This window comes from Agrobacterium tumefaciens (genome assembly GCF_013337285.1).
GTDB classification, from domain to species: Bacteria; Pseudomonadota; Alphaproteobacteria; order Rhizobiales; family Rhizobiaceae; genus Agrobacterium; species Agrobacterium burrii.
Genome location: NZ_SUPW01000010.1, coordinates 84,328 through 110,648, shown reverse-complemented (window position 1 = coordinate 110,648; position 26,321 = coordinate 84,328). Strand labels below are relative to the sequence as shown.

Here is a 26,321-nt window from a genome sequence, read left to right as displayed (position 1 = left end):
CAGGCATCCGGCCGGAACAGTTCCGGCGACAGCTCAGATCAGGCCCGTCAAAACAGGGCCGCCAAGTGGGGTTTATTGCAGATCGCCGGCGGGGCCTGTCGGGAATGTCGTCATCTTCGCCAGCATGTCTTCAATCACATTCGCCTGCACCGGGCGGCTGAAATAATAACCCTGCCCGTAGGGACAGCCGGCGGCGCGTAGAAACGCCGCCTGTTCGCTGGTCTCCACACCCTCGGCAATAACGTCGATATCCAGAGATCCCGCAAGCTGGATCATGATCGAGACGATGGCGCTGTCCTTGGTTTTTTCCGGCAAATGGGTGAGGAACGAGCGGTCTATCTTCATGCAGGACAAAGGGAAGGTCTTGAGCATGCCGAGGCAGGAATAACCGATGCCGAAATCGTCCAATGCGAGGCTGACGCCCATCTGCTTGATGGCGCGCATGATCCGCACGGATGTTTCGACGTCCTGGATGATGAGCGTCTCGGTGATTTCGATTTCCAGCAACGAGGGCGAAAGACCGGTTTCCTTCAGCGCCGACTGGATCTGCTCCACAAGCCCACCCTGAAACTGCCGGGGCGAGATATTGACCGCCATTTTAACGGGCGACAGGCCGGCCATGATCCAAGCCTGTGCCTGCTGGCAGGCTTTTTTCAGAATGCTTTCGCCAAGCTCCACGATGAGGCCGGTTTCTTCCGCAAGGCCGATGAATTCCGACGGAGCCAGCAGACCCTCCACCGGGTGCTGCCAGCGCACCAGCGCCTCCACCCCGCTGATACGGCCGGTGAGAAGATCAACCTGCGGCTGGAAATGCAGGACAAACTCATCCCGCTCCACCGCCTTGCGCAACTCCTCAATGCGGGTGAACTTCTTTCTCAGATCGTCCGCCATGCGCGGTGTGAAGGTGGCGATGCCATCCCGGCCATTATGTTTGGCCTCATACATGGCAAGGTCGGCGGCAGCGACGATTTCCGCCGTGGTTTCCCCGTGCTCGGGAAAAAACGCCATGCCGATGCTGCAGGTAACTTTGATATCGTAGTTGCCGATGCGCAGCGGCTGCGAAACCGCCGCCTGAATACGCTGCAGGCGGTCTTCGAAACCATGTTTCTGCTTTTCCAGAATGACGACGAATTCGTCACCGCCCACCCGCAGCACGAGATCATTTCGGCTGAGGCTGTGCGTTATGCGCTCCGCCGTCTTTGAAAGCAGCGCGTCGCCAACGCTGTGGCCAAGCGTATCGTTGATCTGCTTGAAATTATCGAGATCGAGAAAACCGATGCCGACATTCCGTTTTGCCTTCGCCGCCACCGCCAATATTTCCGGCAGCCGCGTATCGAGAAAACGGCGATTAGGTAGCCGGGTTAACATGTCGTGATCGGCCAGAAAGGCGATATGCGCGGCAGCACGTTTCCGGTCGATCGCCAGCCCCGCCATGCGGGCGGCAGCCCCGATGAATTCCATCAGCGCCGCATCCGGCTGGCGGCCCGCCAGCACGCACCAGACAAAGCCATGCGCCTTGCCCTCGCTGGCGGGAATATCGAAACTGAAAGCCGTGCTGTCGGCCGGATAGGTAAGGCTCGCGGGATCGTTGGCGTTGGAAATAAGCGCCGTCAGGCCCGGATGCGGCACCAGCGCCGGCGAGGCATAAACGGACGGTTCTCCCGCCGCCGCCTCGAACACCCTGACAGCGCAGGCAAGCCCGGTGGCAAGGTTTTCAATGGCCTTGACGAATTCCTCGAGAAAATCTTCGATCCGCGCCGCCGCGACGATCATTTCCAGAATGCGCGCCTGCGCCTGAAGCAGTCTTTCCGAGGCCTTTTTCTGGGTAATATCCCTGGAAGCGCCAACCACACCAATGATCTTGCCGGTCTCATCCTTCAGCGGCACTCGCGACATCATCAACCAACGGTCGATATCGCCACGCATGGCGGGTTCCTCATAGCCAAGATCTGGCTCTCCGGTGCGCATGACCCGCGCTTCGGTATCGGGAATGCCGGCGCGCCGCGCCGCATCTCCATGAATGTCGCCATCGGTGAGCCCGATCAGCTCCTCGACACTTTCAAAGCCGTTCTCGGTAACGATGGCGCGATTGGCAAAAAGAAAACGGCCCTCCAGATCCTTGGCATAGATGAAATCCGGCACATGATTGATCATCGCTTCCAGAAGCACATGCCGGTCGGAGGGATTGGCGTTTTCAGTCGTTGCGGGAGGGGCAGATGGCGTAACGTCGCGCTTCATTCGCGACATCCGGTTCTGCTCGGGTGTCTTCGGGCCTTTGGAACGCACCTCTCCGCCTCATAGCTTTATAATGAAGCAGAATAGTAGGATTATACATATTATATAAATATGAACGGCGGACCTGGATTACCGGCGAATGGCTGCCCTTTTGCAGCCTAAACCAGGAACAGCCGAAAGTACTATTCGAAACGGCGCGGATAAATGCCGCGCCGTCAGATTAAAGGCTTAGATAGAGGATATGTCAGACCACCGGGGTCGGCAGTTCCTTGCCCGCAAAATGCGCGTCGAGATTGGCAAGAACGAGATCGGCCATGGCGCGTCGCGTCTGGTGCGTGCCGCTGCCGACATGCGGGGCAAGCGTGACGTTGTCGAAGGCGAAAAGCGCTTCCGGCACACGCGGTTCATCCTCGAAGACGTCGAGGGCCGCACCACCGATCGTGCCGTTCGAAAGCGCCTCGACCAGCGCCTTCTCATCCACCAGCGAACCACGCGCGACGTTAACGAGCACGCCCTGTGGCCCAAGAGCCTTCAGCACACCGGCATTGACGATGTGGCGTGTTTCAGCGGTGGCAGCGGCGGCGATGATCAGCACGTCGCAATTGGCAGCCAGCGCCTCGATGCTGTCGTGATAGTCATAAGCGACATCGCGGCGGTTTCGTGCGGTATAGGAAATCCGCGCGTCAAAACCTTCGAGCCTCTTTGCGATTGCCTGACCGATGCGGCCTAGGCCGAAAATGCCGTAACGACGGCCAGCCACACGGGTGGAAAGCCCCATATCGCCCTTCAGCCACTGCCCCGTGCGCACATGCTGGTCCGCCTGCGGCAGCTTGCGCGCCTGCGCCAGAACGAGACCAAGCGCAAGGTCAGCAACATCGGCTGTCAGTACATCCGGCGTGTTGGACACGCGGAAACCGCGTTGTTTGGCTTCGGTAAGATCGACCTTGTCGAAACCGACGCCGTTGATGGCGACGATTTCAAGATTGGGGAGTGCAGCACCAATATCCGCCGGCAGGCCGATATGGCCACCGGTGACGACACCGCGGATCGCGGCACCCTTTTCAGCAAGGAACGCCGCCTTGTCTGCCGCTTCGAACAGGCGGTGCACGGTGAAGCGCTGCGCGAGTTCTTCTTCCAGTGCCGGGATCAGCGGGCACAGTTGCACGATTTCAGTAGTCATGGATCTTCCTTTGCGGCCCTGCGCTATTTCACATCGGCCTTGACGAATTGCCGGAGTTCCGGCGTTTGCGGATTGGTGAAAAGTTCAGACGAGCGGCCCTGCTCCCAGATTTTGCCCTGGTGCATGAAGATGGTTTCGGTGGCCACGCGGCGCGCAAAGGCCATTTCATGGGTGACGAGGATCATGGTCATGCCGTCTTTGGCGAGGTTTTCCATGACCGTCAGCACCTCTTCCGTCAGTTCCGGATCGAGCGCCGAGGTCACCTCATCGAACAGCATCACCTTTGGCCGCATGGCGAGCGAGCGGGCAATCGCCACACGCTGCTGCTGGCCGCCGGACAGCTGGTCGGGATAGGAATCAAATTTCTCCGACAGGCCGACGAGTTGTAGAACTTCGCGAGCGATATCCTTCGTTTCCGATTTCGCCACGTCCTTGACGATACGCGGGGCAAGCATGATGTTTTCGCCGACCGTCAGATGCGGGAAAAGATTGTAGCTCTGGAAGACGATGCCGACATCGGTGCGCAGCTTGCGCAGCGCCTTGGCATCTTCGCCAATCGCATGACCGGCGATTTCAATGCGGCCCGAATTGATCTTCTCCAGCCCGTTCATGCAGCGCAAAAGCGTGCTCTTGCCCGAGCCGGAGCGGCCGATGAGGGCAAAGACTTCACCGCGACCGACCGTCAGCGACACGCCTTTAAGGACTTCCAGAGCGCCAAAGCTCTTGTGAACGTTTTCAACGATTACTTCCGGCATGAAGCCTCCTTTCCAGCCAACGCGACAGCTGGGACAACGGGTAGCAGACGATGAAATAAAGCACGGCCACCGCGACGAAGACGCGGAACGGCTGGAACGTGGCATTGTTGATGAGCTGCCCCGCTCTCGCCAGTTCGACGAAACCGATGATCGATGCGATGGACGTATTCTTGACGACCTGAACGGCAAAACCGACGGTCGGCGGTAGCGAAATGCGGATCGCCTGCGGCAGGATGACGTAGCGATATTGCTGGGCGCGGGTGAGAGCCAGCGATTCAGACGCTTCCCATTGCTGCTTCGGCACCGCCTGGATGCAACCGCGCCAGATCTCGGCGAGATAACCTGACGTATAGATGGTCATCGACGCGCCGGCGGCGATCAAAGGCGGCAGTTCCAGTCCGGCAAGGCTGAGGCCGTAATAGGACAGGAACAGGATCATCAGCACCGGAATGCCCTGAATAACCTGAATATACGTACCCGCGGCAATGCGCAGCGCCTTCAAATCCGAGGTACGGGCCAGCGCGATAAAAAAGCCGACAATACCGCCGCCGATAAGCGCAATGATCGTCAGAAGCACGGTCCATTGCAGGGCGGTAATGAGGAAGCCGAATTCGTTCCAGCCGAAAGTTCTAAGGGTCATGACTGCACCTCCGGCAAAGCGGTCATCGTCTTGCGGGCCACACGGCGGCCAAACAGCCACATGCCGACAAGCGCAAGGATGAGCCGCAGGCTGAGCGCCAGCGCCAGATAGATGAGCGTGACGACGATATAGACCTCGAAGGAGCGGTAGGTCTGCGATTCCACGAAGGCTGCGGCGGCCGCAAGCTCATGGGTGGAAATGGCCGAACAAATGCTCGACGCCAGCATCATCAGCACGAACTGGCTGCACAGCGAAGGATAGACCTTGGCGATGGCTGGCACCATGATGACGTGGCGATAGATCTGGTATTTCGTGAAGCCCAGCGCTTCGCCCGCCTCGATCTGCGACTTGTGCACCGCCTCGATGCCGGCGCGGATGATTTCCGTCGAATAGGCGGCAAGGTTGATCGTCATGCCGATCAGCGCCGCCGTCTCTGCGCCGACGCGAAAGCCGAGACCCGGCAGACCGAAATAGACGATGAAAAGCTGCACCAGAAACGGCGTGTTGCGGATAACCTCCACATAGGCGTCCACGATGATGCGGACGATGCCGCCATTGATGGAACGCAGTGAGGCCAGAAGAATGCCGAAAGCGCAGCCGAGCACGATGGACAGGACCGACAGCTTGATCGTCAGCCATATGCCGTTCAGAATTTCATTCTGATATTGGGCGAGCGCGCCGAATTGAAAAGTATAGGACATGCGTCACTCCGTTGACATTTCCCGGTCCGCCGGAAATTTTTCTCCGGCGGACGCGTTGAAAGGCTCAATCAGAAGCTTGGCAATTGCGGCAGCGGACGACCGGTCCACTTCACCGAGATACGGTCGAGATCGCCCGACATCTTCATGAGATAGATGGAGGTGTTCAGCCACTGGCGCAGCTCGAAATCCTCGATCTTCGTCGCCATGGAATTGCCCTGCTGGAAGAAGGTGAAACCAACCTGCAGACCGGCTTCCGGGCGCTGCTTGATGATAGCCTCACCGACCGTGGACGGCAGTGCCACGGCATCGACCTGGCCGGCAAGCAGAGCCTGGGCGCTGGTCGAATCGTCCTCGTAAACGACGATCTCAAGACCTTCGACATTGGCCTTGCGCAGCGCGGTCTCCTGCGAGGAACCGCGATTGACCGAAACGCGCTTGCCCTTGAGGCTTTCGAGATTTTCGAACTTCTGGTCCTTGCCGGAAATGATATCCATGTTGAAAGCGCTGTAAGGCTGCGTGAACATGACCGTCTTGGCGCGTTCGCCGGTCGGCGCCAGCGTTGCGACGAGGAAATCGACCTTGCCGGTCTGAAGTGCGGGAATACGGGCCGGCGGCGTCAGCGGCACAAGCTCGACCGGCAGCGACAGATAAGTGCCGATGAGGTTGGCGACATCCACGTCATAACCGGAAGGATTGCCCTTCTCATCCACCATGCCCATCGGCGGAGCGCCGGTCAGAACACCGATCTTGACCTTGCCGCGCGCCGTGATCTCGCTGAGCGAGACAGCATGGGCGGATGTGGTGGCGGCAAGCGTTGCAGCGGCAACACCGACGGCAACGGTCACGTTCTTCAGAAATCTGGATATGCTCATGGTTTCTCCTCCAACCTTTTAAGTGGCTGCCCAAAGCGGGACAGCGATCTTCCGCAAAGCGAAAAATGTTCTCGATAACATTTCACCGCGATTGACAAAAAACTCCTCCCAAGAAACCGCAAAAGCTCAAAACCATGTGAATTTTCCTTAAAATTCAACAATTTCTGCTGGTTATCGATTTTCCTCTTGTCGACACCGTTTCACGTTCTTGGCAGGATCAATAATGCATGTTATCGGTATCATTGCAAGTCCGATCTACAGAACTGTTGCATCGGACATTCATTCGGGAGGAACCCATGTATACACGATCGGCAATTTTCGAAGGCAGGATCCACCCCGGCCGGGAGGAGGAGTTTTTCCGCATCGTTGAGGAAAAATTGCTGCCAGTCTGGAAACGCATGCCGAATGCGCAGGCCGTGCGAGTGATGCGCACCGAGCGCACCGACCCGGATGCAGCCGCGATCATCATGGTGCAGGAAATCGACTATCCGTCGATGGAAGCCGTGGAGGAAGCGCTGGTCTCGCCGGTTCGGCTGGAAGGCCGGGTGCTGACGGACGAGATGATGAGCATGTGCGACGGACGTTTTTACCATCTGGTCTATAGCCGCGTCGCATAAATCCGGTGCACGCCGCATTGATATGCAATCATACGGCGTGCTTTCCCTTGATATCTTCGTGTATGTCTTGTCCTGAAACGGTTCGAATTTAGGGAGACATGCTTTGGTGGAGCGCACGCCCTTGGCCGCAGCGTTAGTCACGTCAAAAAAAGCAACCATGAGCGACGTCTCGAAACTCGCGGGCGTCTCCAAGATGACCGTTTCGCGGGTGCTGGCCGATCCTGCCCTGGTGTCGGAAGAGACACGCCAGAAGGTAATGAAGGCCATCGAGAAGCTTGGCTATGTGCCGGATCGAATCGCCGGTTCGCTGTCTTCCCGGCGCACCAATTTCATCACCGCCATTCTACCGACGCTCACCAACTCCAACTTCGCCGACAGCGCACAGGGGCTCGCCAAGGCGCTGCGCGCGGCTGATTACCAGTTGCTGATCGGTTACACGATGTATGACCTGCAGGAAGAGGAGCGCGTCATCCGCACCATGATGGAGCGCCGCCCCGACGCCATCGTCGTCGCCGGCACGGTGCATACCAAGATGGCGAGCGAAGTGCTGATGCGCGCCGGCATCCCGATCGTGGAAATCTGGGATGTTCCCGAACACCCGATCGACCACGCTGTTGGCTTTTCCAACTACGAGGTGGGAAGAAACGCCGCCAAATATCTGATCTCGCTTGGTTTAAAGCGCATAGGCGCACTAGGCTCCAGGGCTGACGGCACTGTGAACGACTGGCGCGGCGAAAGCCGCCTCGTGGGGTTTGCGGCGGCACTGCGCGAAGCCGGCATTTCCGACGATCTCATCATCCGCGAAGGCAGCGCGCCGGTCTCCTACGATCACGGGGCAAAGACGCTCGGCTCCCTGCTCGCGAAGGCGCCCGATGTCGAAGGCATTTTCGCCGTCTCCGATATTTCCGCCGTCGGCGCGCTGATGGAATGTCACCGCCGCGGTATTCCCGTGCCTGACCAGATTTCCATCCTCGGTTTCGGCGATTTCGATATAAGCCGCCAATGTTATCCGGCGATTTCGACGATCCGCGTCGACGCCCAGATGATCGGTCGCAAGGCCGGCGAATTGCTGCTTTCGATATTGGAACCGGAAAAAGGTGCAGCCGTCCCTGAGGGCGCGCGGGTGGATGTCGGGTTCGAGCTGATCGTGCGCGAAACGACGAAGCGGTTGGGTGGATAAAGCGGAAGCGATAGTGGAACGAGCGGGTGCCACCAGCTTCTTCTCCCCGCCGGGGAGAAGTCCGCGGCAGCGGGATGAGGGGGCAAGCTCTCCGAAATCCGGCAACGTTACCCCCTCATCTGACCCTTCGGGCCATCTTCTCCCCGGCGGGGAGAAGAAAAATGCCGCACCGCCGCAGCATATCTCAAAATGCCACCTGAGTGAACTGTAACGTCCTTATTTACCTCGCGCCCCAGGTATCCGTCAGCCGATACCCCTCCGGCCACGGATCGGACGGATCGAGCATATGCTGGTGGATGCCGGTGATCCAGCCGCGGCCGGAGATTTCCGGCAGGATGGCCGGGCGGTCGCCGACTGTTGTCGTTCCGAGGATGCGGCCGGTGAAGGTCGAGCCGATCAGCGACACCGCCGTCAGCGTTTCACCTTCCTTCATTTCGCCGCGCGCATGCAGCACCGCCATGCGGGCCGAAAGTGCCGTGCCGGTCGGCGAGCGGTCCACTTTGCCCGGCTGGATGGCGACGGCTGCCCCTGCCCTGAGACCTTCGGCCGTGCGCTCCACCTTACCGGCAAACAGGCAAAAGGAAAAGTGCCGCCAGTCCGGGTTTTCGGGATGCTCGAAGCCCAGAGCCTTGTTGGCGGCATTGGTGATGCGCACGCCGAGGCGGGCAATCTCATGCGCCTCTTCCGGCTTCAGGCTGAACCCCATCGCTTCGGCATCGACGATGACGAAGCTGTCGCCGCCATAAGCGGTATCTACCTTCAGCGTGCCGAGACCTTCGACCTCGAGTTCGACGTCAAGCTTTGCGGCAAAGCTTGGCAGGTTCTGCACGAAAATGCGCTCGGCCTTGCCGTTGCGGCATTCCGCGCGCACCTTCACCAGTCCGCCGGGAGCTTCCAGAAGCATATGGGTTTCCGGCTCCTGCATCGGCACGATGCCGCCATCCAGCAGCACTGTGGACACGCAGATGGAATTGGAGCCGGACATGGGCGGTGTATCTTCCGGCTCCATGATGATGAAGGCGGCATCCGCTTCAGGATGTTTCGGCGGCACCAGCAGATTGACGTGGCGGAACACACCGCCGCGCGGTTCGTTGAGCACGAAGTTGCGCAGCGTCTCATCACGGGCGATGAAACGGCTCTGTTCCCAGATCGTCTCGCCCGGTGGCGGTTTCACCCCACCGACGATCACATCCCCCACTTCACCTTCCGCATGGGCGGAAATCACATGAACTGTCTTGATACTGCGCATTCAGTTCTCCTCAGGAAAGCCAGATAGGAAGGCGGGATACGGCATGGCCGGTCAGCGCGCTTTCGACGCAATCGGCAAGACTGCCGAAGCGGACCGCGCGGCCGCTGAGACCAGGGCCGTAATGGGCGTATTTGCCGGAATTGGTCATCAGCGCGCGCGTCTTCGTCGGGAAGACCGGCTCGGAAATCGAGCACCAGCAAAGATCCGGCAGCACCTGCACGCCGCTGTCATGCAGGCTTTTCAGGGTGCCGTCCTTGCCAGCCGCATCGATGACCTGCTGGCCGGCGGTGACGATAACGGCGACATCCGCATGGCGCTTGCGGCCGTTGAACACGGCGGCAAGAGCCCGACACTCCTCCAGCGAGGCATGCGGGCTGCCGATGGCGACGAGCTGCACCTCTTCCGGCCCCTCATTCAGAAGCGACCAGCCGGCGGCCATATCGGCGAGCGAAATGGTCACGGTTTCTGCGCTCTCGAGCGGTGCAAGTTCCGCTTCCGGCGTCACGCCCTCGATATGCAGCATGGGCGAGGCGGAGGTGGTGCCGAAGGCGGCACACAGCGCCTTGAGATCGTCCCGCGACGGCTTTGCGGCCCCGAGACCACGCAGCAACGGAATGCAATCCGGTGTGGCCTTGCCGGCGAGATAACCCACAAGCGGCCAGAAGGCGTCATCCACGCCCTGCGGCAACGCCACATCGACAATGCGCTGCGGCCGGCGGTTTTCTTCGAGATACACCCCCGAAAGCGGCACCCTGCCCGTCATCGCAATGCAGAGATCGAGAAAATCCGGGTGCTTTGCGGTGTGGGCGCCGAGAACCGTATTCGCGAAGATCACCGCATTCGATTCGGCCCAGCCGATCGATTCTCCGGCTTTCGGCGCGCTGTCCAAGAGGTATGGCGAACAGGTGAAGGTGGGGCGACAGCCCATGCGCACATAGGCATCCGCCAGCCTTGCGGCCGGATCGCCGAAATCCTCCGGCACGCCCTGCGCCCGCCAGTTGGCCTTATCGACAGAAATGGCGTTCATGGTCGTCGGCACGCGCACCTTGCCGCCCATGTCAGCCATTTTCTCCGCGAATGTGAGATTGGCGGGGCTGGCATAGATACAGCCATCGATATGGCCCTGGGTGACATCAACAAGCGCCGACGCGCCCTGCTGCGCTGCCATGGCGACGATGATGCGCATGGCCTGACGCACGGCGACGCCCTCACGCCCCTCCAGCATCGCCTTATCGTCGTCCTTAAGGTCGAGATGAGCCGTCGCCGGCGGAGCGATGGCAAGCGAGACGCCGTCGGCCTTGATGATGTTCTGATCGATGCTGACATGCGCAGCACGTGAGAAGCGGGCGAAATTATCCGCATCGAGACGGATGACCGGCAGAGCCTTGTCGAACATTTCCGCCGCGACGAGAGCGCCGAGCGTCAGAACATCTTCGGCCTCGGAAAAAACCAGCGCAGACGGCGCACGGCCGGTCAGGATCAGATCGAGCAGCACACCGGAACCGGTGCAGGAACCGCGGCTGGTCGGCATGAACAGCACGCCGCCGGTGAGACAGACGCCGTGCAGCGGGTGATGCACGTCGATCACCTTGCCGGCGGCGGGATCGACCCCACCCCAGAAGCTCAGCGCCTCGGTCGTGGCAATGACCTTGCCTTCGGCGACACCAGCCAGAATGCTGCGCGCCTGAGGAGCGGTGATTGGCGAAACGGAAGAAGACATCGAAAATCTCCCTGAAGCATTTCCGTCAAAAGTGCGTCGCGGTTTTACGCCCAGAAAATGCGTGAAAAAAAGAGCTAGAGAATTTTTGCGTTTCGGAGAAAAGCCAAAATTCTCTAGAAACGTTGCGGCGAAAATGCCCTTGTATCGATGGCGGGTTTTTGGCCCGTCAGAAGATCGGCGACGATGCGGGCCGTACCCGCCGATTGTGTCAGCCCCAGATGCCCGTGGCCGAAAGCATAGACCACCCGCGCCGTGTGCCGCGCTTCGCCAATGGCCGGCAGGCTATCCGGCAGCGACGGGCGGAAACCCATCCACTGCTTGCCACCTTCGGTTTTCAGGCCCGGCAGGAAACTCTTCGCCTTGGCCAAAAGCGCCTCGGAACGGGCGAAGTTGGCCGGAAGCTCCAGCCCGCCAAGTTCCACCGCGCCGCCGACACGGATGCCGCTGCAAAGCCGGGTGACGACGAAACCATGGCCGCCAAACGTCACCTGCGTGCGTAGATCGAAAGCGCCTGGTGGCAGGGTGGTATTATACCCCCGTTCCGTTTCCAGCGGAATTTTTTCCCCGAGCGAACGGGCGATGCGGTGCGAGAAAGCCCCCGCCGCCAGCACCACCTTGCTTGCCTTGCGCGTGCGGCCATCGTTACTCACCACTTCGACGCCGTCTTCCAGCGGCCGGAGCGACGCGATATCGAGACGCTCGATACGCCCGCCAATGGCGCGGAAACGGTCCGCCAGCGCCAGCGTATAAAGCTTGGGATCGGCGATGGAATACCACCCCGGCGTAAACGTGCCGCAGGTAAAACGCGGCGCGATGCCGGGCTGTATCTCGGCCATCTGATCGGCATTGAGATGCCGGAACTCGATGCCGTGGCGCTCGCGCGCTTTCCAGCCGGCCAGCGAAGCTTCGAATTCCGCTTCGCTTTCATAGACCTGGAGGTTGCCCTCCTTGCGCAGCATGGTCATCGTATCGGTCTTTTTGAGGAACGGCTCCAGCTCGGCTCTGGAAAGATCCATCAGCGCCGTCTGGGCGGCGGTGGAGTGCTCCACCTTCGAGGCGGCGCAGGCCCGCCAGAAGCGGAACATCCATGGCGCAATCTTCAGCGCATAGGCCGGCGGCACGCTGAGCGGCCCGAGCGGATCGAGCAGCCATTTTGGCGCTTTCCAGAGAATGCCCGGCGACGCGAGCGGCAGGATATCGGTGAAGGCGAAAGCGCCGGCATTGCCGGCCGAAGCACCCGCCGCCGGTCCCTCGCGGTCGATGACCGTGACCGAGAGGCCACGGCCCTGCGCGGCGATTGCCGCCGAGAGGCCGACGACGCCGGCCCCTATGACGATGACATCATTCGCAGGCATTATCGCACGCTCGCCAGGAACTTCTGGGTTTCGGCATGCTGCGGCGCGCCGAACAACTGGTCGGGCGTGCCGATTTCCGCCATCACGCCCTGATGGAAGAAGGCGACGCGATTGGAGACATCCCGGGCAAAGGCCATTTCATGCGTGACGCAGATCATCGTCATGCCCTCATCCGCCAGCATCTTCAGCGTGTCGAGCACTTCACCCACCAGCATCGGATCAAGCGCTGAGGTGACTTCGTCGAACAGCATATATTCCGGCGACATGGCAAGCGCACGCGCAATCGCCATGCGCTGTTGCTGGCCGCCCGACATGCGGTTCGGATAGACCTTCAGCTTTTCGGCAAGGCCCACATGGGTCAATTGCTTGACCGCGATTTCCTCGGCCTGCTCCTTGGAAATGCCAAGCACCTTGCGCGGCGCCAGCATGACGTTTTCCAGCACCGTCAGATGCGGAAAGGCGTTCCATTGCTGGAAGACGATGCCGACCTTGCGGCGCAGCTTGTTGAGGTCGGTCGATTTGGCATGCACTTCCGTGCCGTCAATGGTGATCTTGCCGCTGTCGATCGGCTCGAGGCCGTTGATGCAGGTCAGCAACGTCGATTTGCCGGAACCGGAACCACCGATGATGGTGACGACCTCGCCATTGTTGACGGTGAGGTTGATCCCTTTCAGAACCTCCAGCGGGCCGAAGGATTTGCGGACGTTTTCGATCTCAATCATTGGGGGACCACCGTCTTTCGAGATACCCGCCAAGGCGGGCGATGGGGAAGCTGATAAGGAAGTAGATGGCGCCGCAGATCATCAGGATGGTCAGCGGTTCCTGAAGACGGGTGACGAGGATTTGCGAGGCGCGCAGAAGCTCAATGAGGCCGAGCCACAGCACCAGTGCGGAATCCTTCATGACGCCGAGCGTCAGGCCGATCCAGGACGGCAGCGACACGCGGGTGGCGAGCGGCAGCACGATGTAGCGCATGTCCTGCGACCACGTCATGCCGAGCGACCGGCAGGCGCGGCGCGTGTTGGACGGCACGGCATCGATGCCGCCGCGCACGATCTCGGTGCAATAGGCTGCCGTATAAAGCGACAGCACCACGCAGGAGGTGGTGAAGGGCGGCCAGCCGAGCTTGGCGATCGACTGGAAGGCGTTGCCGAGCACCAGCTGGATCAAAAGCGGCACGGAGCGGAAAATATCCAGCACGAAGGTCAGCGGCAGGGACCAGTAGGCCCCGAGCTGGAAGCGGATGACACCGAAGATGATCCCCATGATGGTGCCTGCCGTGACGGCGACGGCGGTGACGGCAAGCGTCATCCCCGCACCCTTGGCAAGGAAGGCGAGATCACTCCAGGTGAGAGCGGTTTCAAACATGGCGCACCTCTCTCAGTAACGGAACAGACGCCAGGCCAGCATTCTGGCGGCGAGCGTGACGATCTTGGCGATCACGTAATAGATGACCGCGGCGAGCGCGAAGAATTCGAAGGTGCGGAACGAGCGCGCATTGAGCGCCTGCGTGACACCGGCGAGATCCGTATTCATGCCGACCGTAACACCAAGCGAGGTCATGAGGATCGCCCAGACCATCTGGTTGGTGGCCGGCAGAAAGGCGACGCGCAGCATCTGCGGCATGATGATGAGACGGAAGGTCTGCATCGAGGTCATGCCGAGCGAACGGCCGGAGCGCGTCTGCGTATCGGGAATCGCCTTCAGCGCACCGCGGAAATTTTCCGCCAGATAACCGGCATTATTGAAGGCGATGCCGGCCAGAAGTGCTGTGAAGGGGCTGAGATGAATGCCGAAATTGCCGAGACCGAAATGGGCCATGTAAATCTGGAACAGCGCCGGCGTGTTGCGGGCGATTTCCACCCAGACAGAGGCGATGGCGCCCAGAATTCTATTGCCGGAGAGCCGGAACAGCGTCAGCAGAATGGCGAAGGCTAGGCCAATCGCCATCGACAGAAGGGCGATCTGCAGCGTCACCACCGCGCCGTCCAGAAGCTGCGGCAAAGCCTTCAGCGCCTGATTCCATTGGAATGTATAGTTGAACATTAAGCGTCCCGCCTTTTCAGAAACGGTCAACGGCGCGATCATTTTGACCGCGCCGTTTACGAAAAGTCCTGATCAGCGATAAACGCCGTTGACGGTGAGCGAGGGAACTTCGCCGCCAACCCATTTTTCATAGAGTTCGGCGTAACGGCCGGTGCGAACCTGCTGGTTGATGAAGAGGTTCAGGTAGTTGATGAGACCATATTCATCGCGGTTGGTGAAGAGCGCGACGTAATCGATGTCATAGGGAGCCTTGCCGACGACCGAAATGCCTTTGAACTTACCGCCCTTGACGTTGGACTGTGCAACCGTCGAGGTGGAAACCGTGGCGTCAATCTGGCCCTGGCTGAGCGCGAGGAAAACATCGGCCTGCGTCTGGTAAGGACGGAACTCGCCGGTTCCCCACTCCTTGACCGACTTTTCAAGCGCGATGGCTTCGAACGTACCGGCCGTTGCACCGACCGTCTTGCCCTTCATGTCCTCGAAGGACTTGATGCCCGACTTGTCGTTGGCGGTAACAGCCATTTCGAAAGCGAAGTAAGGCACGGTCATGCCGACCGTCTTGGCGCGCTCAAGCGTGTCGGAAGTAGAAGCAACGCCGACATCGACGCGGCCCGACATCAGTGCCGGAATACGCTCGGGGAACGGCGTCTCAACGATTTCAGCCGTGACGCCGAGCGCCTTGGCGAGATCGTTGCAATAATCGACGTCGAAACCAACAGGGTTGTTTGCGTCGTCACGCGCACCCATCGGCGGGAAATCGAGCACAACAGCGCAGCGCAGCGTGCCGGAGGAAATGATGTCGTCAAGCTTGTCGGCCTTGGCCGGCGTAATAACGGAAGTGGCGGCCAGGAGGCCGGCGATGATGACCGATTTTTTCATTGTTGATTTGCTCCCACAATTGGTCTGCCCGTTGAAGGCGCGGTCACTATTTCCCTATGGGGCCGATAAATCAACATAAAAATACAACTAGTATACAAAAAGAATTTTGCAGTTGCGAACAATCGGGATTTGCCGCACGGCGGCGGTGCCGGGTTACGGCGGAAAGACTCTTTTCAGCCCAAGGACTTGAGCCGGCGCAGCGGCTTCAGCCCACTCGGGAATGTGGAGGAAGAGGAAACCGTCACGAAAAGGGAAAACTATGTATCTTGAAAGCGGATTTACGCTTTCTCGCGCTTCACCGAAAAGACGAGTTGCAATAGAACCGCCTTTGTATACTTTATGTATTCAAGATGTGCGAGCCGATATCGGAGGATCATGATGAGCGACGCCACCACCCTGACCATTGATGCACTTTCAAAGCGGGTTGAAGAAATTTTCCGCAAGGCGGGGCTGAATGAGGTGCAGTCGGGAGCACTTGCCCGCGTCATTACCGCCGGTGAACGCGACGCTTGCAAATCCCACGGCATCTACCGCATCGAAGGCGCGCTGCGCACCGTCAAGGCCGGCAAGGTGAAGCCGGACGCGATCCCTGATGTGGCTGAGGACGACGGCACGGCGATCGTCAAAGTCAACGCCAATGGCGGCTTTGCCAATCCCGCCTTCGAACTGGGCCTGCCGGTTCTGGTGGAGCGGGCGAAACGTTCGGGCATCGCCGCGCTCGTCATCAATGACTGCACGCATTTCTCGGCGCTCTGGCCGGAGGTCGAGGGGCTGACATCGAATGGTCTCGCTGGACTGGTGATGTGCCCTAGCTATTCCACCGTTGCCCCCACGGGCGGCAGCAAGCCGCTGCTTGGCACCAATCCTTTCGCTTTCGGCTGGCCGCGCAAGGATACTTCGCCTTATGTCTTCGATTTCGCCACGTCGGTTGCGGCGCGCGGCGAAATCGAACTGCACCGGCGCGCAGGCAAATCCCTGCCCGAAGGATGGGCGCTGGACGCCGAAGGCAAGCCGACGACTGACCCGGAAGCCGCCCTTGCCGGTTCCATGCTGCCTTTCGGCGGCCACAAGGGGTCAGCGATCGGCACCATGATCGAACTGCTCGCCGGCATCATGATCGGCGACCTGACCAGCCCCGAAGCGCTGGAATTTCTCGGCACGACAACACTTGCGCCGACCCATGGTGAATTGATCGTCGCGTTTTCTCCGGAAGCCTTCGCCAAGGGCCGCCCCGGCGATCCTTTCCAACGGGCCGAAATCCTGTTTGACGCCATCGTCGGCCAGGGCGCCCGCCTGCCCTCCGGCCGCCGCTTTGCGGCGCGTGCCAAATCCGAGAGCGAAGGCATTGCACTTTCCGCCGCTGAAATGGCCGGGCTCGACCGGCTGCTGGAACAAGGGCTGGACGCGGTCTCCTGACCGCGTTTGGATATGGAAATAAAAAAGGCCCGCAAATGCGGGCCTTTTTTTCTCACTGCAGTTAATCACGCAGCCTTGCAGGTCTGCACCGCGCCCGGAAGCTTGCTCCAGTCGGCATACCAGCTGTTGAACAGCTTGAACTGAGCCTCGACATAACCGCGCTGGCTGTCCGTCAGGGCATCGGTCTCGTTGAAGTGCAGCGTGTATTCCTTGTCGCCCTTCAGCACCATCATGTGCTTGAAATAGAGAACCAGATCCGGGCCTTCGTCGAAGGAGGACAGCACGGCAAGCGCCTGCTCCAGTTCCAGCGCGCGGACGCGGGCATCCGCATCGCCCTTGGCGGCGGCCTGCGACAGCTTGCACATGTGAATGACTTCCTTCGGCAAAACATTGCCGATGCCGGTGATGGCACCGGTTGCGCCGCAGTTGACGAAGCCGTGGAAAACAGCGGTATCGACGCCGATCATCAGGGTCACGTCGTCATCACGGCTGGTGATGTTTTCAGCCGCATAACGCATATCAGCCGGACCGCCGAATTCCTTGAAACCGACGAGATTCTTGTGCTCGGCACGCAGCGCGAAGAAGAGATCGGCGCGGGTGGCGAAACCGTAATAGGGGCTGTTGTAGATGACAGCCGGAATTTCAGGAGCGGCCGAGAGAATGGCCTTGAAGTGCGCCTTCTGGGCCGCGATGACCGAACCGCGAGACAGGACGCGAGGGATGACCATCAGGCCCTTGGCGCCAACTTTCTGGGCGTGGGCGGCATGCGCCACGGCGGACGCCGTGTTGACCGCACCGGTGCCGACGATAACAGGAATGCCGGCCTTGACCAGACGCTCAACGCCTTCCATGCGCTGCTCATCGGTGAGGAGCGGCCAGTCGCCCATGGAACCGCAATAGACGACGGCCGACATGCCATCGGCGATCAGTTCCTTGCCCTTGCGCACAAGCGCATCAAAATCGGGGGTGCGATCTTCCTTGCAGGGGGTCATCAAGGCGGGAATCACGCCGGAAAAAATGCTGGCCGTCATTATTAGCTCCTAAGGCACATGGTTCTCAGGAATGGACGCAGCTATGCGCCACCCTTTCAACAGGGACATTACTATCTTGTATTTTATTTGTCGACAAGAAATCGACAAGCTACAGATTTATTTCCAGCCGCTCATTGCGCACCAGCAATTTCTGCACCTGCTGCACGATCTGTTCGGCATGTTCACGCGCCAGTTTTTCCGAAAGGGCGATATCCCGCGCGGCGATGGCAGCAATCATTGCGTCATGGTCATGGACGAAACGCTTCGGCAGACGGTCCTCATAGGACTGGTAGTAAAGCCGCAGAATGCGCCGCCCTTCATCCAGCAGGCGCTTGAACAGACTGGTGAAATAGGGGTTTCTGCCTGCCTCGGCGATGGAGAGGTGAAGGGCTGCATTGGTAGAAATCATCGCCAGCGCATTCTGCTCTTCCACCGCGATGGCGAATTCCGCATTGTGGGCGCGGATTCCTGCCAGATCCTCCGGGCGATGATATTGCGCCGCAAGCTGGGTGGTGACCCGGTACATCAGCACCAGCGCATCGAAGTAGGTGTGCATGTTGAGAAAATCGATATTCGACACCATGGTCGAGCGGTTCGGCAACGTATCGATCAGCCCCTCGCCCGAAAGTCGCACCAGCGCCTCACGAATGGGTGTTCGCGACATCTTGAATCGTTCGGCAAGTTGCACCTCATCGATGGGGCTTCCCGGCGGCAGGACCAGATCGAGAATCTCGTCGCGCAGCAGATCATAGACCATCTTTACGCCGGAACCGCGCTTGCGCTCGGCAGAAGCAATTATATCCGTCATAGCCAAATCCTTCTTGTCGACATAAAGAGTACTATTATCTTTTTTGGTTATCAACGACGCGTTGCAACCCCGCCTCCTCGAATGGCGGAATAATTGTTCAAAAACAACAAAAAGCCGTCACGAAAATTACCCGCGACGGCTTTGATCGTTCAATTTGTGGCGTGACGCTGTTTATAAGGTGTCGCCGCTAAAGACGGGCGATTTATCTGGGAAGCGAGGAGCACGCCGCTTGTTTCTTCTCCCCGCCGGGGAGAAGGTCGCGGCAGCGGGACGAGGAGGCAAGGGTGATGAGATAAGGCAACGTTGCCCCCTCATCCGACCCTTCGGGCCACCTTCTCCCCGGACGGGGAGAAGAAATACGCGGCGGCGCCGCGCCTCAAGCGAAACCTCAGTTGCGCAGGCCGGTGGCCACGACGGAGATCTTGAAAGCACCGTCCAGTGTGGGATCGAAGGAAGCGCCCATCACCACATCGGTCTCCTCACTGACCGCCTCACGCACCAGCGTCATCGCCTCATCGATCTCATAAAGTGTCAGATCATTGCCGCCGGAGATGGCCACCAGCGCTCCGCGCGCTTCTTTCAGCGAAGGCTCGCCGAGCAGCGGGTTGGCGATGGCGGCGGCCGCCGCTTCCGAGGCGCGTTTTTCGCCCTTCGCCTGTGCCGTGCCCATCAGCGCCCGGCCGCCATTTTTCATGACGTAGCGCACATCGGCGAAATCGAGATTGACCAGACCCTCGCGCAGAATGAGATCGGTGATGCAGCGCACGCCGAGCGACAGGACCTTGTCGGCCGTCTTCAGCGCATTCTCGAAGGTGGTGCCGGCATCAGCGATGCGCAACAGGTTCTGGTTGGGAATGACGATGACGGTATCGGCCGTGTTGAGCAGATTGGCAAAACCGTATTCGGCAGCCCGCATGCGGCGCGCGCCCTCGAAGCTGAACGGCAGGGTAACGACGCCCACCGTGAGGATGTTCTTTGCCCGGCAGGCTTCCGCAATCACCGGGGCAGCACCGGTGCCGGTACCGCCGCCCATGCCGGCGGTGATGAAACACATGTCGTAACCGCTCAGGTGATCCATGATCTCATCGAGTGAATCGATCGCCGCCTGCCGGCCGACTTCCGGATCTGCCCCTGCACCAAGTCCGCCGGTCAGTTCGGAACTGAGCTGCACCATCCGCGGCGCATTGGTTTTCTTCAGCGCCTGCGCGTCCGTATTGGCTGCGATGAAATCGACCCCGCTAATGCCCTCGGCAATCATGTTGTTGATCGCATTTCCGCCACCGCCGCCAACGCCGACGACAGCGATATTGGGGGTATTGCGGGCGATGGGAGCGCGCGGAGACTGGGTCATCGTCTTATTCTCTTTCTGAACTCATAGGGTCGAGCGCCATTTTGACCGCGGCACGCGAATGATCGGCAAGGTTCCAGCCTTCTCTTCTGGCGTGCGAAGGAAGCTGTAACGCTTTGAATTTGCATATAGGCCTTCGGCCGATTGCGGCAAAAGGACCCTTACTCCAGGGGCGAAAGATGCGCGCCGGCGACGTTCCCCCACCCTGTCCCCGGATGAAAACCGAACCGAATCAACTGCTTCGCTCTTCACCGGTGATAGCCGAAAAGCCATGCCGTTTACACTCCATTCACCATCTTTATCTCACTTTGGAACGAGTTGCCCCGACAGGTGTTTGCTTGCCGACAGCGCTTAAGCGCACAGAATGGAGGCAGAGATATGATGGCAGACGTCTTGCAAAGCGAAACGGGTTTCCAATTGGAACAGCCGCGCGTGCTGATCGTGGAAGACGAATTCCTCATCGCCATGGATATCGAGGATTCCATTCTGCAGGCGGAAGAAGAAGCCAGTGTCATCGGCATCGCCAACCGGCTGGATGAGGCCGTGGCGCTCGGCAGCCGCGCAGATATCGCCTTCGTCGACGTCAACCTTGCCGATGGCCAGACCGGCCCCGAGATCGGCAGGAGGCTCTCGCAGGATCATGGCGTGGTGGTGATCTTCATGACGGCGAACCCGGAAGTGGTCGTTAATCTCGGCATCGGCGCCGGCGTGATTGCCAAACCCGTGCCACAGGACGCGGTGGAACAGTGCCTCTCCTACGCGCTTGCCAAACGGGCCGGCACGCACGCGGTCACGCCCATCGGCATGATGGCTTTCGACTGAGGCAATTTCTGGAAAAAAAGCTGAAAACAGAAAAGCCTGCCGCGGGAGGAGGTGCGGCAGGCTTCTGAAAAGATGAACAGCGATATGGGAGGAGGAAACCGCTGTCCCGGGGCAATCCTTGGGAGGAGGAGTGGATCGCCCGCATTACCAAAAGGATGTGGGAGGAGGTACATCCGTTTCGATGATTTGAAGATAGCATTTTTCTGCGCATTTCACAGGCATAAGCTTGCAGTACAGATATGCGTTTGATGCATGGCGAATTTCACGCCGTGGGATATCGATGCCACAGCTTCACGTCTTGCCGCATCATCTGCACAAAAGGAACCGCAGACTGAGTATTTCACGCAGTCGGGAAAAACCTCGTTGCAGGCGCCAAAAGGCGGCGACGAAATTGAATGAGCCGCCAAAACAAAAACGCCCGCGAAGCGGGCGTTTGGGCATTAAGACACGACAATATCGTCTTGATTATTTGCCGATGGCGGCACGGGCAACGCTGGTGATCTGGCTGCGGTCGAGACCGAGATCGTGCAGTTCACGGGTGCTCATGCGGCCCAGTTCGTTGATGGTCTGACGATATTTGCGCCAATTGTTAAAGCTGCGTGCTACGTTCATGACATGACCCTTTCTTGAGGTTTAGGTGACGTCAGCAACGTTTTCGTTCCGGCGTCGTTTGATGCCCTCTATATGCGCTTTCTCGTGCCCAATGAACAGGCAGAATAAGGCAATCCACCCATGCGCTGGGCGCAAGGGTTCCCGTTGACGGTTTGCAGGAAAATGGAAACGTGACTGAAATTCAGCCGGTTCGGGGAGGCGTGCGCCTTCGCTGTCGTCTCAAAACTTGTAGCGAACACCGAATACATTGGCGTTTGTGGCACCTTTCATATTGCCCAAAGTTTTGCCACCGCCGGAACGGTGGTGAAGACGCCAGAAGAATTCCGTCGAGGAATCCTCGCTGAAGGAGACGTTGATTTCCGGCCCCAGATAAAACAGGACATTGGCATTACCATCGTCCTTGATTTCCTGTTCCCGCTCGCGACCCCGTTGCGCATCGTTGACGAGGCTCAAGCCCGCCGTGAAGCTTGGCGTAATAAACAGCCGTTCTCCCAGCTTGATCTGCTCATAACGCGCGACCGGCCCTGCCCAGACCTCACCGGTGAAGCCTTTGCCAAATCTGGCGGCAATGCCGATCTCGCCGCCCAGTTTTACATTGCCGATGCGGTAGGGATAAAACTGGTAGCCGCCGCCGATAGTGGCGTTTCTTTCATATTCCACGGGAATGAGCGCCGCACTCTTCAGCATGTCTTCTTTCGTCATGGCGCCAGCGAAACCGAATATCGCCTCGCTCGTCTCCGAAGTCATATCTTCAGACGCGAAAGATGATGTCGCGGCCAGTGCGATCATGGCCGTCAAAGACAGACGTGCTGCAATATTCATTATGCTACTCCTGAACAAAGCCCGCTTTTACCCAGCCGTCCTCATAGGCATATTCCCGCAAGGCGAACATACCGTTACCGAACACAATTAATTCAACTTGTCCGGAAACGGTCGAAAAACGGCGGGTTTCCTCACCTCAGCGCAGAAAACGCCGGAAGCGGCGAAGCGCAAAGACGAAGAGCGCGCAGCCGATGGCGAGCAACGCCAGCAATTGCGGCCACACCACATCCAGCCCCGCGCCCCTGAAAAGCACCGATTGCGCCAGGATGACGAAATGGGTGTTGGGTGCGAGAAGCATGAGATACTGGATGATATCTGGCATGCTTTCGCGCGGCGTCATGGCGCCGGAAAGCACCTGCAACGGCAGCAGGAACAGGATCAGCAACATGCCGAATTGCGGCATGGACCCGGCAACCGTTGCAAGAAATATGCCCATCGACGTCATGGCGAAGAGCTGCAGGGCGGTTCCAAGCAGAAAGAGCAAGAGCGAGCCTTCGATGGGAATGGCAAGCAGACCCCTGACAACCACAAAGAGGGAAAATGCCGAGGCCACCAGCACCACAAGGCCCATGGACCAGACCTTGCTGAGCATGATTTCCAGCGGCGTGACCGGCATGACCAGCAGATGCTCGACCGTGCCATGCTCACGCTCGCGAATGAGCGCCGCCCCCGTCAGCACGATCGACAGCATGGTGATGGCGGTAATGATGTTGTTGATCGAACCGAACCAGGATTTGTCCAGTTCCGGGTTGAAGCGAGAGCGCAGTGTCAGATCCACCGGCACCGAAGTCACACCGCGATAGCGGTTCATATATTCCTGAACTTCGCTCGTCACGATGGTCTGCACATAACCGCCGCCGCTGAAAGCCTGGCTCATGCGGGTGGCGTCGATATTGAGCTGGATCGCGGGTTGCTGCCCGGCCATCAGCCGGCGCTGGAAATCCGGTGGGATATTGAGGGCGAAGGTATCGAGCCCGGCGTCCATGCGCTTGTCCATTTCCGCAATCGAAATCTGCTTCGGCGGTGCGAAATAGGGCGGATAAAACGCCGTGCTGATGCGGCCGGAAAGCGGCGACTGATCCTCATCGACAATGGCGATGGCGGCATTGTTGAGCGTTTCCGGCAATGCGCTGGAGCCGGTGTATATCTGCAGCGTGAAGGCATAGGCGATGAGCAGCAACAGCATGCCGTCACGCGCCAGACCGCGCAGTTCCTTGATGCCGAGCTGGAAGATGTTGGACGAAAACAACCTCATGACGCCTGTTTCCTCAAAAGCGCGGCACCGGCGATGAGAAGCAGCGGGATGGCGATGATGAGCGGCAGGAACGAGCCGGAAAGCCCGGCGAAATCCAGCCCCTTTGAGAAAGTGCCGCGCGAAATGGTCATGAAATAGGTGGCGGGATAGATGTTGCCGATAAAGGCGCCCGCCCCCTGCAGCGACGAAACCGGATCGATCATGCCCGAATATTGCGTGGCTGGAATAAGCGTCAGCAAGGCCGTGCCGAAGATCGCCGCGATCTGGCTCTTCATGAAGGAAGACATGACGAGACCGATGGACGTGGCGATGATGACAAACAGCAAAGCACCCGTTGCGTAAGCAAGATAACTGCCGGTAAACGGCACCTGGAAGATGAAGATCGCAAATGCCGTCAAAAGCAGGAAGTTGAGCATGCCAAGCGCAACGTATGGAAGCTGCTTGCCGATCAGGAATTCCAGCCGCGTGGTCGGCGTCACGTAAAGATTGACGATGGAGCCGAGCTCCTTTTCCCGGACGACGCTGAGTGCCGAGAGCATGGCCGGTATGAGCATCAGCAGCAGCGGAATGACCGCCGGCACCATGGCGACGAGGCTTTTGACATCGGGATTGTAACGATAGCGCGTTTCGATGCTGAAACTGCTTTGCGTCGCCGCGCTGCCGTAGATTTCGCTCGCCTTGCGCGCCAGCCATGTCTGATGCATGCCCTGCACGTAACCGCGCACGGTCTCCGCCCGCTGCGGCATGGCGCCATCGATCCATGCGCCAACCTCCACCGTCTTGCCGCGTAAGATATCGCGGCCGAAACCCGGTGGGATTTCAATGGCAAGGCTGAGTTCGCCGTCGCGCATCCGCCTGTCCATATCGGCATAATCGCGGATCGGTTCTTTCTCGATGAAATAACGCGAGCCGGCAATGTCGAGCACGTAATCGCGGCTGATGGTGGAATCGTCACGGTCCAGCACCGCAAAGGACAGATCCTCGACATCGAGATTGATACCGTATCCGATCACGAACATCAGGATGACGCTGCCGAGCACCGCCAAGGTGCCGCGAATGGGATCTCGCTGCAGTTCCAGCGCCTCTCGGCGGGTATAGCTGAACATGCGCCGGACATCGAAAAAACGTTTGCGGGCAGGTGTGGCGTGTTGCGTCACAGGCACGTCTGCTGCCGCGGCAGGCGCTGTCGCGGGCTCCGCCTTTTTGACACCGGAGGCATCCTCGAGATAGGCGACAAAAGCCTCTTCCAGCGTCGCGGCATTGCGGCTTTTGGTAATCGCGTCAGGCGTATCGCTGATCAGCACCTTGCCGGCATGCATCAGCGAAATACGGTCGCAGCGCTCCGCTTCATTCATGAAATGGGTGGAGATGAAGATGGTGACATTGTCGTTACGCGACAGATCGGCGAGGATTTGCCAGAAGCCGTCCCGCGCCACCGGGTCGACACCCGAAGTCGGCTCATCGAGGATGAGAATGTCAGGTGAATGGATCATCGCCACGGCCAGCGACAGCCTTTGGCGGATGCCAAGCGGCAGGTCGTCCGGCATGGTTTCCATGACCGCACCCAGATCGAAACGCTCGGCCATCTCGGCAATACGCGGTTGAATGGTTTCTTCCGGCAGCTTGAACAGCCGTGCGTGCAGATCGAGGTTCTGGCGCACCGTCAGCTCGGAATAAAGCGAGAACGCCTGGCTCATGTAACCGACGCGGTGGCGGATCGCCATGTCGCTGGCATCCACCTTGTGCCCAAACAGCTTCGCTTCGCCTTCGCTGGCGGCCAAAAGCCCGGTCAGCATCTTCATGGTGGTGGATTTTCCGCAGCCATTCGAGCCGAGGAAGCCGAAAATCTCGCCGCGCGGAATTTTGAAACTGACATTGTCGACGGCGGTGAAATCGCCGAAGCGCATGCTGAGATGCGACGCCTCAATGGCATAGTCACCATCATCCGCCACCTTGCGTGGCGCAATATGCACCTCGTGATAATCCTTGCGCTTTTCTTCCGGAAGAAGCGCAATGAACGCGGCATCGAGATTGGCGGTCGAGGTGCGTTCGAGAAGTTCGCCGGGGGAGCCGGTAGCGAGGATTTTACCGCCATCCATGGCGACCAGCCAGTCGAAACCGGCTGCCTCTTCCATATAAGCCGTCGCGACGATCACACTCATACCCGGACGCCCGGCACGGATCGTATCGATCAATTCCCAGAATTGCCGGCGCGACAGGGGATCGACACCCGTTGTCGGCTCATCCAGAATGAGCAGGTCCGGATCATGGATCAGCGCGCAGCAGAGACCAAGTTTCTGCTTCATGCCGCCGGAAAGCTTCATGGCCGGGCGGTCAGCGAAAGGCTCCAGACCGGTACTCTTGAGCAATTCGGCAATACGCGCCTGCCGCTCCTTGCTGCCCTGCCCGAACAGCCTGCCGAAGAAATCAATATTCTCGAAGACGGACAGGGTCGGATAGAGGTTCTTGCCGAGGCCCTGCGGCATATAGGCAATGCGCGGGCAAGTATCCTCGCGGTGCCGCGGATCGGACATATCGCCGCCCAGAACCTCCACTTTTCCCTTTTGTATGGCACGTGCGCCGGAGATGAGCGACAGCAGACTGGATTTGCCGACACCATCCGGCCCGATCAGCCCGATCATCCGGCCGGCGGGAATCTCCACCGATATATCAGCCAGCGCTGCGGTGCTGCCAAAGGTCAGCCGCACATCCGCCAGCCGCGCGACGGGCGCATTCGGATTGTTTATCGTACTCGTGGAGGGCGCGACCATGGCGGCC

General features: G+C 59.3%; 25 protein-coding genes. 5 read left to right on the top strand and 20 right to left on the bottom strand.

Annotated features, from left to right (window positions below; all coding sequences use genetic code 11):
• Positions 1-72 precede the first annotated feature (72 nt).
• The 6 genes from FCH38_RS21265 to FCH38_RS21240 form a co-directional block, all read right to left on the bottom strand.
• On the bottom strand, positions 73-2,247 hold the full coding sequence (locus tag FCH38_RS21265; protein ID WP_174375060.1) for a putative bifunctional diguanylate cyclase/phosphodiesterase: 2,175 nt from the start codon (positions 2,245-2,247) through the stop codon (positions 73-75).
• Positions 2,248-2,479: 232 nt separating this feature from the next.
• Positions 2,480-3,415 carry a 2-hydroxyacid dehydrogenase gene (locus FCH38_RS21260; RefSeq protein ID WP_174375059.1) on the bottom strand — a complete coding sequence of 312 codons (936 nt, stop codon included), beginning with the start codon at positions 3,413-3,415 and terminating at the stop codon, positions 2,480-2,482.
• Between the two features lie 23 nt (positions 3,416-3,438).
• The gene (locus tag FCH38_RS21255; protein WP_174375058.1) at positions 3,439-4,170 is read right to left on the bottom strand and encodes an amino acid ABC transporter ATP-binding protein; all 732 of its coding nucleotides are present in this window, start codon (positions 4,168-4,170) and stop codon (positions 3,439-3,441) included.
• Positions 4,151-4,810 (bottom strand): amino acid ABC transporter permease, encoded by a 660-nt coding sequence (locus tag FCH38_RS21250; RefSeq protein ID WP_149901008.1) that lies wholly within the window; start codon positions 4,808-4,810, stop codon positions 4,151-4,153. The genes FCH38_RS21255 and FCH38_RS21250 overlap by 20 nt, the downstream gene beginning before the upstream one ends.
• Complete coding sequence (locus FCH38_RS21245) at positions 4,807-5,511, bottom strand: amino acid ABC transporter permease (protein WP_149901007.1); 705 nt, start codon at positions 5,509-5,511, stop codon at positions 4,807-4,809. The genes FCH38_RS21250 and FCH38_RS21245 overlap by 4 nt, the downstream gene beginning before the upstream one ends.
• A 68-nt stretch (positions 5,512-5,579) precedes the next feature.
• Positions 5,580-6,383 (bottom strand): transporter substrate-binding domain-containing protein, encoded by an 804-nt coding sequence (locus FCH38_RS21240; protein ID WP_149901006.1) that lies wholly within the window; start codon positions 6,381-6,383, stop codon positions 5,580-5,582.
• A 296-nt stretch (positions 6,384-6,679) separates the two neighbouring features.
• On the opposite strand from FCH38_RS21240, the gene FCH38_RS21235 reads away from it, so the two are divergent.
• Positions 6,680-7,000, top strand: a complete 321-nt coding sequence (locus FCH38_RS21235) for a hypothetical protein (RefSeq protein ID WP_046801224.1) — start codon at positions 6,680-6,682, stop codon at positions 6,998-7,000.
• A gap of 157 nt (positions 7,001-7,157) precedes the next feature.
• Complete coding sequence (locus tag FCH38_RS21230; RefSeq protein ID WP_153516075.1) at positions 7,158-8,180, top strand: LacI family DNA-binding transcriptional regulator; 1,023 nt, start codon at positions 7,158-7,160, stop codon at positions 8,178-8,180.
• 220 nt (positions 8,181-8,400) lie between these two features.
• Here the strand turns inward: FCH38_RS21230 and FCH38_RS21225 are convergent, their stop codons facing one another.
• From FCH38_RS21225 to FCH38_RS21195, 7 genes are all read right to left on the bottom strand, one after another.
• A complete protein-coding gene (locus FCH38_RS21225) occupies positions 8,401-9,429 on the bottom strand; it encodes a trans-3-hydroxy-L-proline dehydratase (protein ID WP_153516074.1) in 1,029 nt (342 codons plus the stop codon).
• A gap of 10 nt (positions 9,430-9,439) precedes the next feature.
• The gene (locus tag FCH38_RS21220) at positions 9,440-11,149 is read right to left on the bottom strand and encodes an aconitase X (RefSeq protein WP_174375057.1); all 1,710 of its coding nucleotides are present in this window, start codon (positions 11,147-11,149) and stop codon (positions 9,440-9,442) included.
• 113 nt (positions 11,150-11,262) lie between these two features.
• Positions 11,263-12,504 (bottom strand): NAD(P)/FAD-dependent oxidoreductase, encoded by a 1,242-nt coding sequence (locus FCH38_RS21215; protein ID WP_174375056.1) that lies wholly within the window; start codon positions 12,502-12,504, stop codon positions 11,263-11,265.
• On the bottom strand, positions 12,504-13,226 hold the full coding sequence (locus FCH38_RS21210; protein ID WP_149901001.1) for an amino acid ABC transporter ATP-binding protein: 723 nt from the start codon (positions 13,224-13,226) through the stop codon (positions 12,504-12,506). Before FCH38_RS21210 ends, FCH38_RS21215 begins: the two co-directional genes overlap by 1 nt.
• Positions 13,219-13,872, bottom strand: a complete 654-nt coding sequence (locus FCH38_RS21205; protein WP_149901000.1) for an amino acid ABC transporter permease — start codon at positions 13,870-13,872, stop codon at positions 13,219-13,221. Before FCH38_RS21205 ends, FCH38_RS21210 begins: the two co-directional genes overlap by 8 nt.
• A 12-nt stretch (positions 13,873-13,884) precedes the next feature.
• Positions 13,885-14,550 carry an amino acid ABC transporter permease gene (locus tag FCH38_RS21200; RefSeq protein WP_149900999.1) on the bottom strand — a complete coding sequence of 222 codons (666 nt, stop codon included), beginning with the start codon at positions 14,548-14,550 and terminating at the stop codon, positions 13,885-13,887.
• Between the two features lie 72 nt (positions 14,551-14,622).
• Positions 14,623-15,429: a transporter substrate-binding domain-containing protein gene (locus FCH38_RS21195; RefSeq protein ID WP_149900998.1), complete on the bottom strand. Its 807-nt coding sequence runs from the start codon at positions 15,427-15,429 to the stop codon at positions 14,623-14,625.
• 378 nt (positions 15,430-15,807) lie between these two features.
• Here FCH38_RS21195 and FCH38_RS21190 point away from each other — a divergent pair, with 378 nt between their 5' ends.
• Positions 15,808-16,845, top strand: coding sequence for an Ldh family oxidoreductase (locus tag FCH38_RS21190; protein ID WP_174375055.1), 1,038 nt, complete (start codon positions 15,808-15,810; stop codon positions 16,843-16,845).
• Positions 16,846-16,910: 65 nt separating this feature from the next.
• Here FCH38_RS21190 and FCH38_RS21185 read toward each other — a convergent pair whose 3' ends face one another.
• The 3 genes from FCH38_RS21185 to ftsZ form a co-directional block, all read right to left on the bottom strand.
• Positions 16,911-17,876: a dihydrodipicolinate synthase family protein gene (locus tag FCH38_RS21185; RefSeq protein WP_149900996.1), complete on the bottom strand. Its 966-nt coding sequence runs from the start codon at positions 17,874-17,876 to the stop codon at positions 16,911-16,913.
• 109 nt (positions 17,877-17,985) lie between these two features.
• Positions 17,986-18,684, bottom strand: a complete 699-nt coding sequence (locus FCH38_RS21180; protein ID WP_080843068.1) for a GntR family transcriptional regulator — start codon at positions 18,682-18,684, stop codon at positions 17,986-17,988.
• A 388-nt stretch (positions 18,685-19,072) separates the two neighbouring features.
• On the bottom strand, positions 19,073-20,035 hold the full coding sequence (ftsZ, locus tag FCH38_RS21175) for a cell division protein FtsZ (protein WP_149900995.1): 963 nt from the start codon (positions 20,033-20,035) through the stop codon (positions 19,073-19,075).
• A gap of 375 nt (positions 20,036-20,410) precedes the next feature.
• On the opposite strand from ftsZ, the gene FCH38_RS21170 reads away from it, so the two are divergent.
• Both FCH38_RS21170 and FCH38_RS21165 read left to right on the top strand, forming a co-directional pair.
• On the top strand, positions 20,411-20,854 hold the full coding sequence (locus FCH38_RS21170) for a response regulator (protein ID WP_149900994.1): 444 nt from the start codon (positions 20,411-20,413) through the stop codon (positions 20,852-20,854).
• A 252-nt stretch (positions 20,855-21,106) separates the two neighbouring features.
• Positions 21,107-21,253: a hypothetical protein gene (locus FCH38_RS21165; RefSeq protein WP_153516069.1), complete on the top strand. Its 147-nt coding sequence runs from the start codon at positions 21,107-21,109 to the stop codon at positions 21,251-21,253.
• 66 nt (positions 21,254-21,319) lie between these two features.
• On the opposite strand, the gene FCH38_RS21160 is transcribed toward FCH38_RS21165, so the two are convergent.
• The 4 genes from FCH38_RS21160 to rbbA form a co-directional block, all read right to left on the bottom strand.
• The gene (locus FCH38_RS21160) at positions 21,320-21,466 is read right to left on the bottom strand and encodes a DUF1127 domain-containing protein (protein ID WP_080843067.1); all 147 of its coding nucleotides are present in this window, start codon (positions 21,464-21,466) and stop codon (positions 21,320-21,322) included.
• Positions 21,467-21,685: 219 nt separating this feature from the next.
• Positions 21,686-22,288 carry a hypothetical protein gene (locus FCH38_RS21155; RefSeq protein WP_174375054.1) on the bottom strand — a complete coding sequence of 201 codons (603 nt, stop codon included), beginning with the start codon at positions 22,286-22,288 and terminating at the stop codon, positions 21,686-21,688.
• A gap of 136 nt (positions 22,289-22,424) precedes the next feature.
• The gene (locus tag FCH38_RS21150; RefSeq protein ID WP_174375053.1) at positions 22,425-23,543 is read right to left on the bottom strand and encodes an ABC transporter permease; all 1,119 of its coding nucleotides are present in this window, start codon (positions 23,541-23,543) and stop codon (positions 22,425-22,427) included.
• A complete protein-coding gene (gene rbbA, locus FCH38_RS21145) occupies positions 23,540-26,314 on the bottom strand; it encodes a ribosome-associated ATPase/putative transporter RbbA (RefSeq protein ID WP_174375052.1) in 2,775 nt (924 codons plus the stop codon). The genes FCH38_RS21150 and rbbA overlap by 4 nt, the downstream gene beginning before the upstream one ends.
• Between the last annotated feature and the right edge of the window lie 7 nt (positions 26,315-26,321).

Excerpts from the sequence above, each read along its gene's own strand:
- FCH38_RS21265 (WP_174375060.1), bottom strand. The coding sequence starts at position 2,247 with ATGTCGCGAATGAAGCGCGACGTTACGCCATCTGCCCCTCCCGCAACG.
- FCH38_RS21260 (WP_174375059.1), bottom strand. The coding sequence starts at position 3,415 with ATGACTACTGAAATCGTGCAACTGTGCCCGCTGATCCCGGCACTGGAA.
- FCH38_RS21255 (WP_174375058.1), bottom strand. The coding sequence starts at position 4,170 with ATGCCGGAAGTAATCGTTGAAAACGTTCACAAGAGCTTTGGCGCTCTG.
- FCH38_RS21250 (WP_149901008.1), bottom strand. The coding sequence starts at position 4,810 with ATGACCCTTAGAACTTTCGGCTGGAACGAATTCGGCTTCCTCATTACC.
- FCH38_RS21245 (WP_149901007.1), bottom strand. The coding sequence starts at position 5,511 with ATGTCCTATACTTTTCAATTCGGCGCGCTCGCCCAATATCAGAATGAA.
- FCH38_RS21240 (WP_149901006.1), bottom strand. The coding sequence starts at position 6,383 with ATGAGCATATCCAGATTTCTGAAGAACGTGACCGTTGCCGTCGGTGTT.
- FCH38_RS21235 (WP_046801224.1), top strand. The coding sequence starts at position 6,680 with ATGTATACACGATCGGCAATTTTCGAAGGCAGGATCCACCCCGGCCGG.
- FCH38_RS21230 (WP_153516075.1), top strand. The coding sequence starts at position 7,158 with ATGAGCGACGTCTCGAAACTCGCGGGCGTCTCCAAGATGACCGTTTCG.
- FCH38_RS21225 (WP_153516074.1), bottom strand. The coding sequence starts at position 9,429 with ATGCGCAGTATCAAGACAGTTCATGTGATTTCCGCCCATGCGGAAGGT.
- FCH38_RS21220 (WP_174375057.1), bottom strand. The coding sequence starts at position 11,149 with ATGTCTTCTTCCGTTTCGCCAATCACCGCTCCTCAGGCGCGCAGCATT.
- FCH38_RS21215 (WP_174375056.1), bottom strand. The coding sequence starts at position 12,504 with ATGCCTGCGAATGATGTCATCGTCATAGGGGCCGGCGTCGTCGGCCTC.
- FCH38_RS21210 (WP_149901001.1), bottom strand. The coding sequence starts at position 13,226 with ATGATTGAGATCGAAAACGTCCGCAAATCCTTCGGCCCGCTGGAGGTT.
- FCH38_RS21205 (WP_149901000.1), bottom strand. The coding sequence starts at position 13,872 with ATGTTTGAAACCGCTCTCACCTGGAGTGATCTCGCCTTCCTTGCCAAG.
- FCH38_RS21200 (WP_149900999.1), bottom strand. The coding sequence starts at position 14,550 with ATGTTCAACTATACATTCCAATGGAATCAGGCGCTGAAGGCTTTGCCG.
- FCH38_RS21195 (WP_149900998.1), bottom strand. The coding sequence starts at position 15,429 with ATGAAAAAATCGGTCATCATCGCCGGCCTCCTGGCCGCCACTTCCGTT.
- FCH38_RS21190 (WP_174375055.1), top strand. The coding sequence starts at position 15,808 with ATGAGCGACGCCACCACCCTGACCATTGATGCACTTTCAAAGCGGGTT.
- FCH38_RS21185 (WP_149900996.1), bottom strand. The coding sequence starts at position 17,876 with ATGACGGCCAGCATTTTTTCCGGCGTGATTCCCGCCTTGATGACCCCC.
- FCH38_RS21180 (WP_080843068.1), bottom strand. The coding sequence starts at position 18,684 with ATGACGGATATAATTGCTTCTGCCGAGCGCAAGCGCGGTTCCGGCGTA.
- ftsZ (WP_149900995.1), bottom strand. The coding sequence starts at position 20,035 with ATGACCCAGTCTCCGCGCGCTCCCATCGCCCGCAATACCCCCAATATC.
- FCH38_RS21170 (WP_149900994.1), top strand. The coding sequence starts at position 20,411 with ATGATGGCAGACGTCTTGCAAAGCGAAACGGGTTTCCAATTGGAACAG.
- FCH38_RS21165 (WP_153516069.1), top strand. The coding sequence starts at position 21,107 with ATGGCGAATTTCACGCCGTGGGATATCGATGCCACAGCTTCACGTCTT.
- FCH38_RS21160 (WP_080843067.1), bottom strand. The coding sequence starts at position 21,466 with ATGAACGTAGCACGCAGCTTTAACAATTGGCGCAAATATCGTCAGACC.
- FCH38_RS21155 (WP_174375054.1), bottom strand. The coding sequence starts at position 22,288 with ATGAATATTGCAGCACGTCTGTCTTTGACGGCCATGATCGCACTGGCC.
- FCH38_RS21150 (WP_174375053.1), bottom strand. The coding sequence starts at position 23,543 with ATGAGGTTGTTTTCGTCCAACATCTTCCAGCTCGGCATCAAGGAACTG.
- rbbA (WP_174375052.1), bottom strand. The coding sequence starts at position 26,314 with ATGGTCGCGCCCTCCACGAGTACGATAAACAATCCGAATGCGCCCGTC.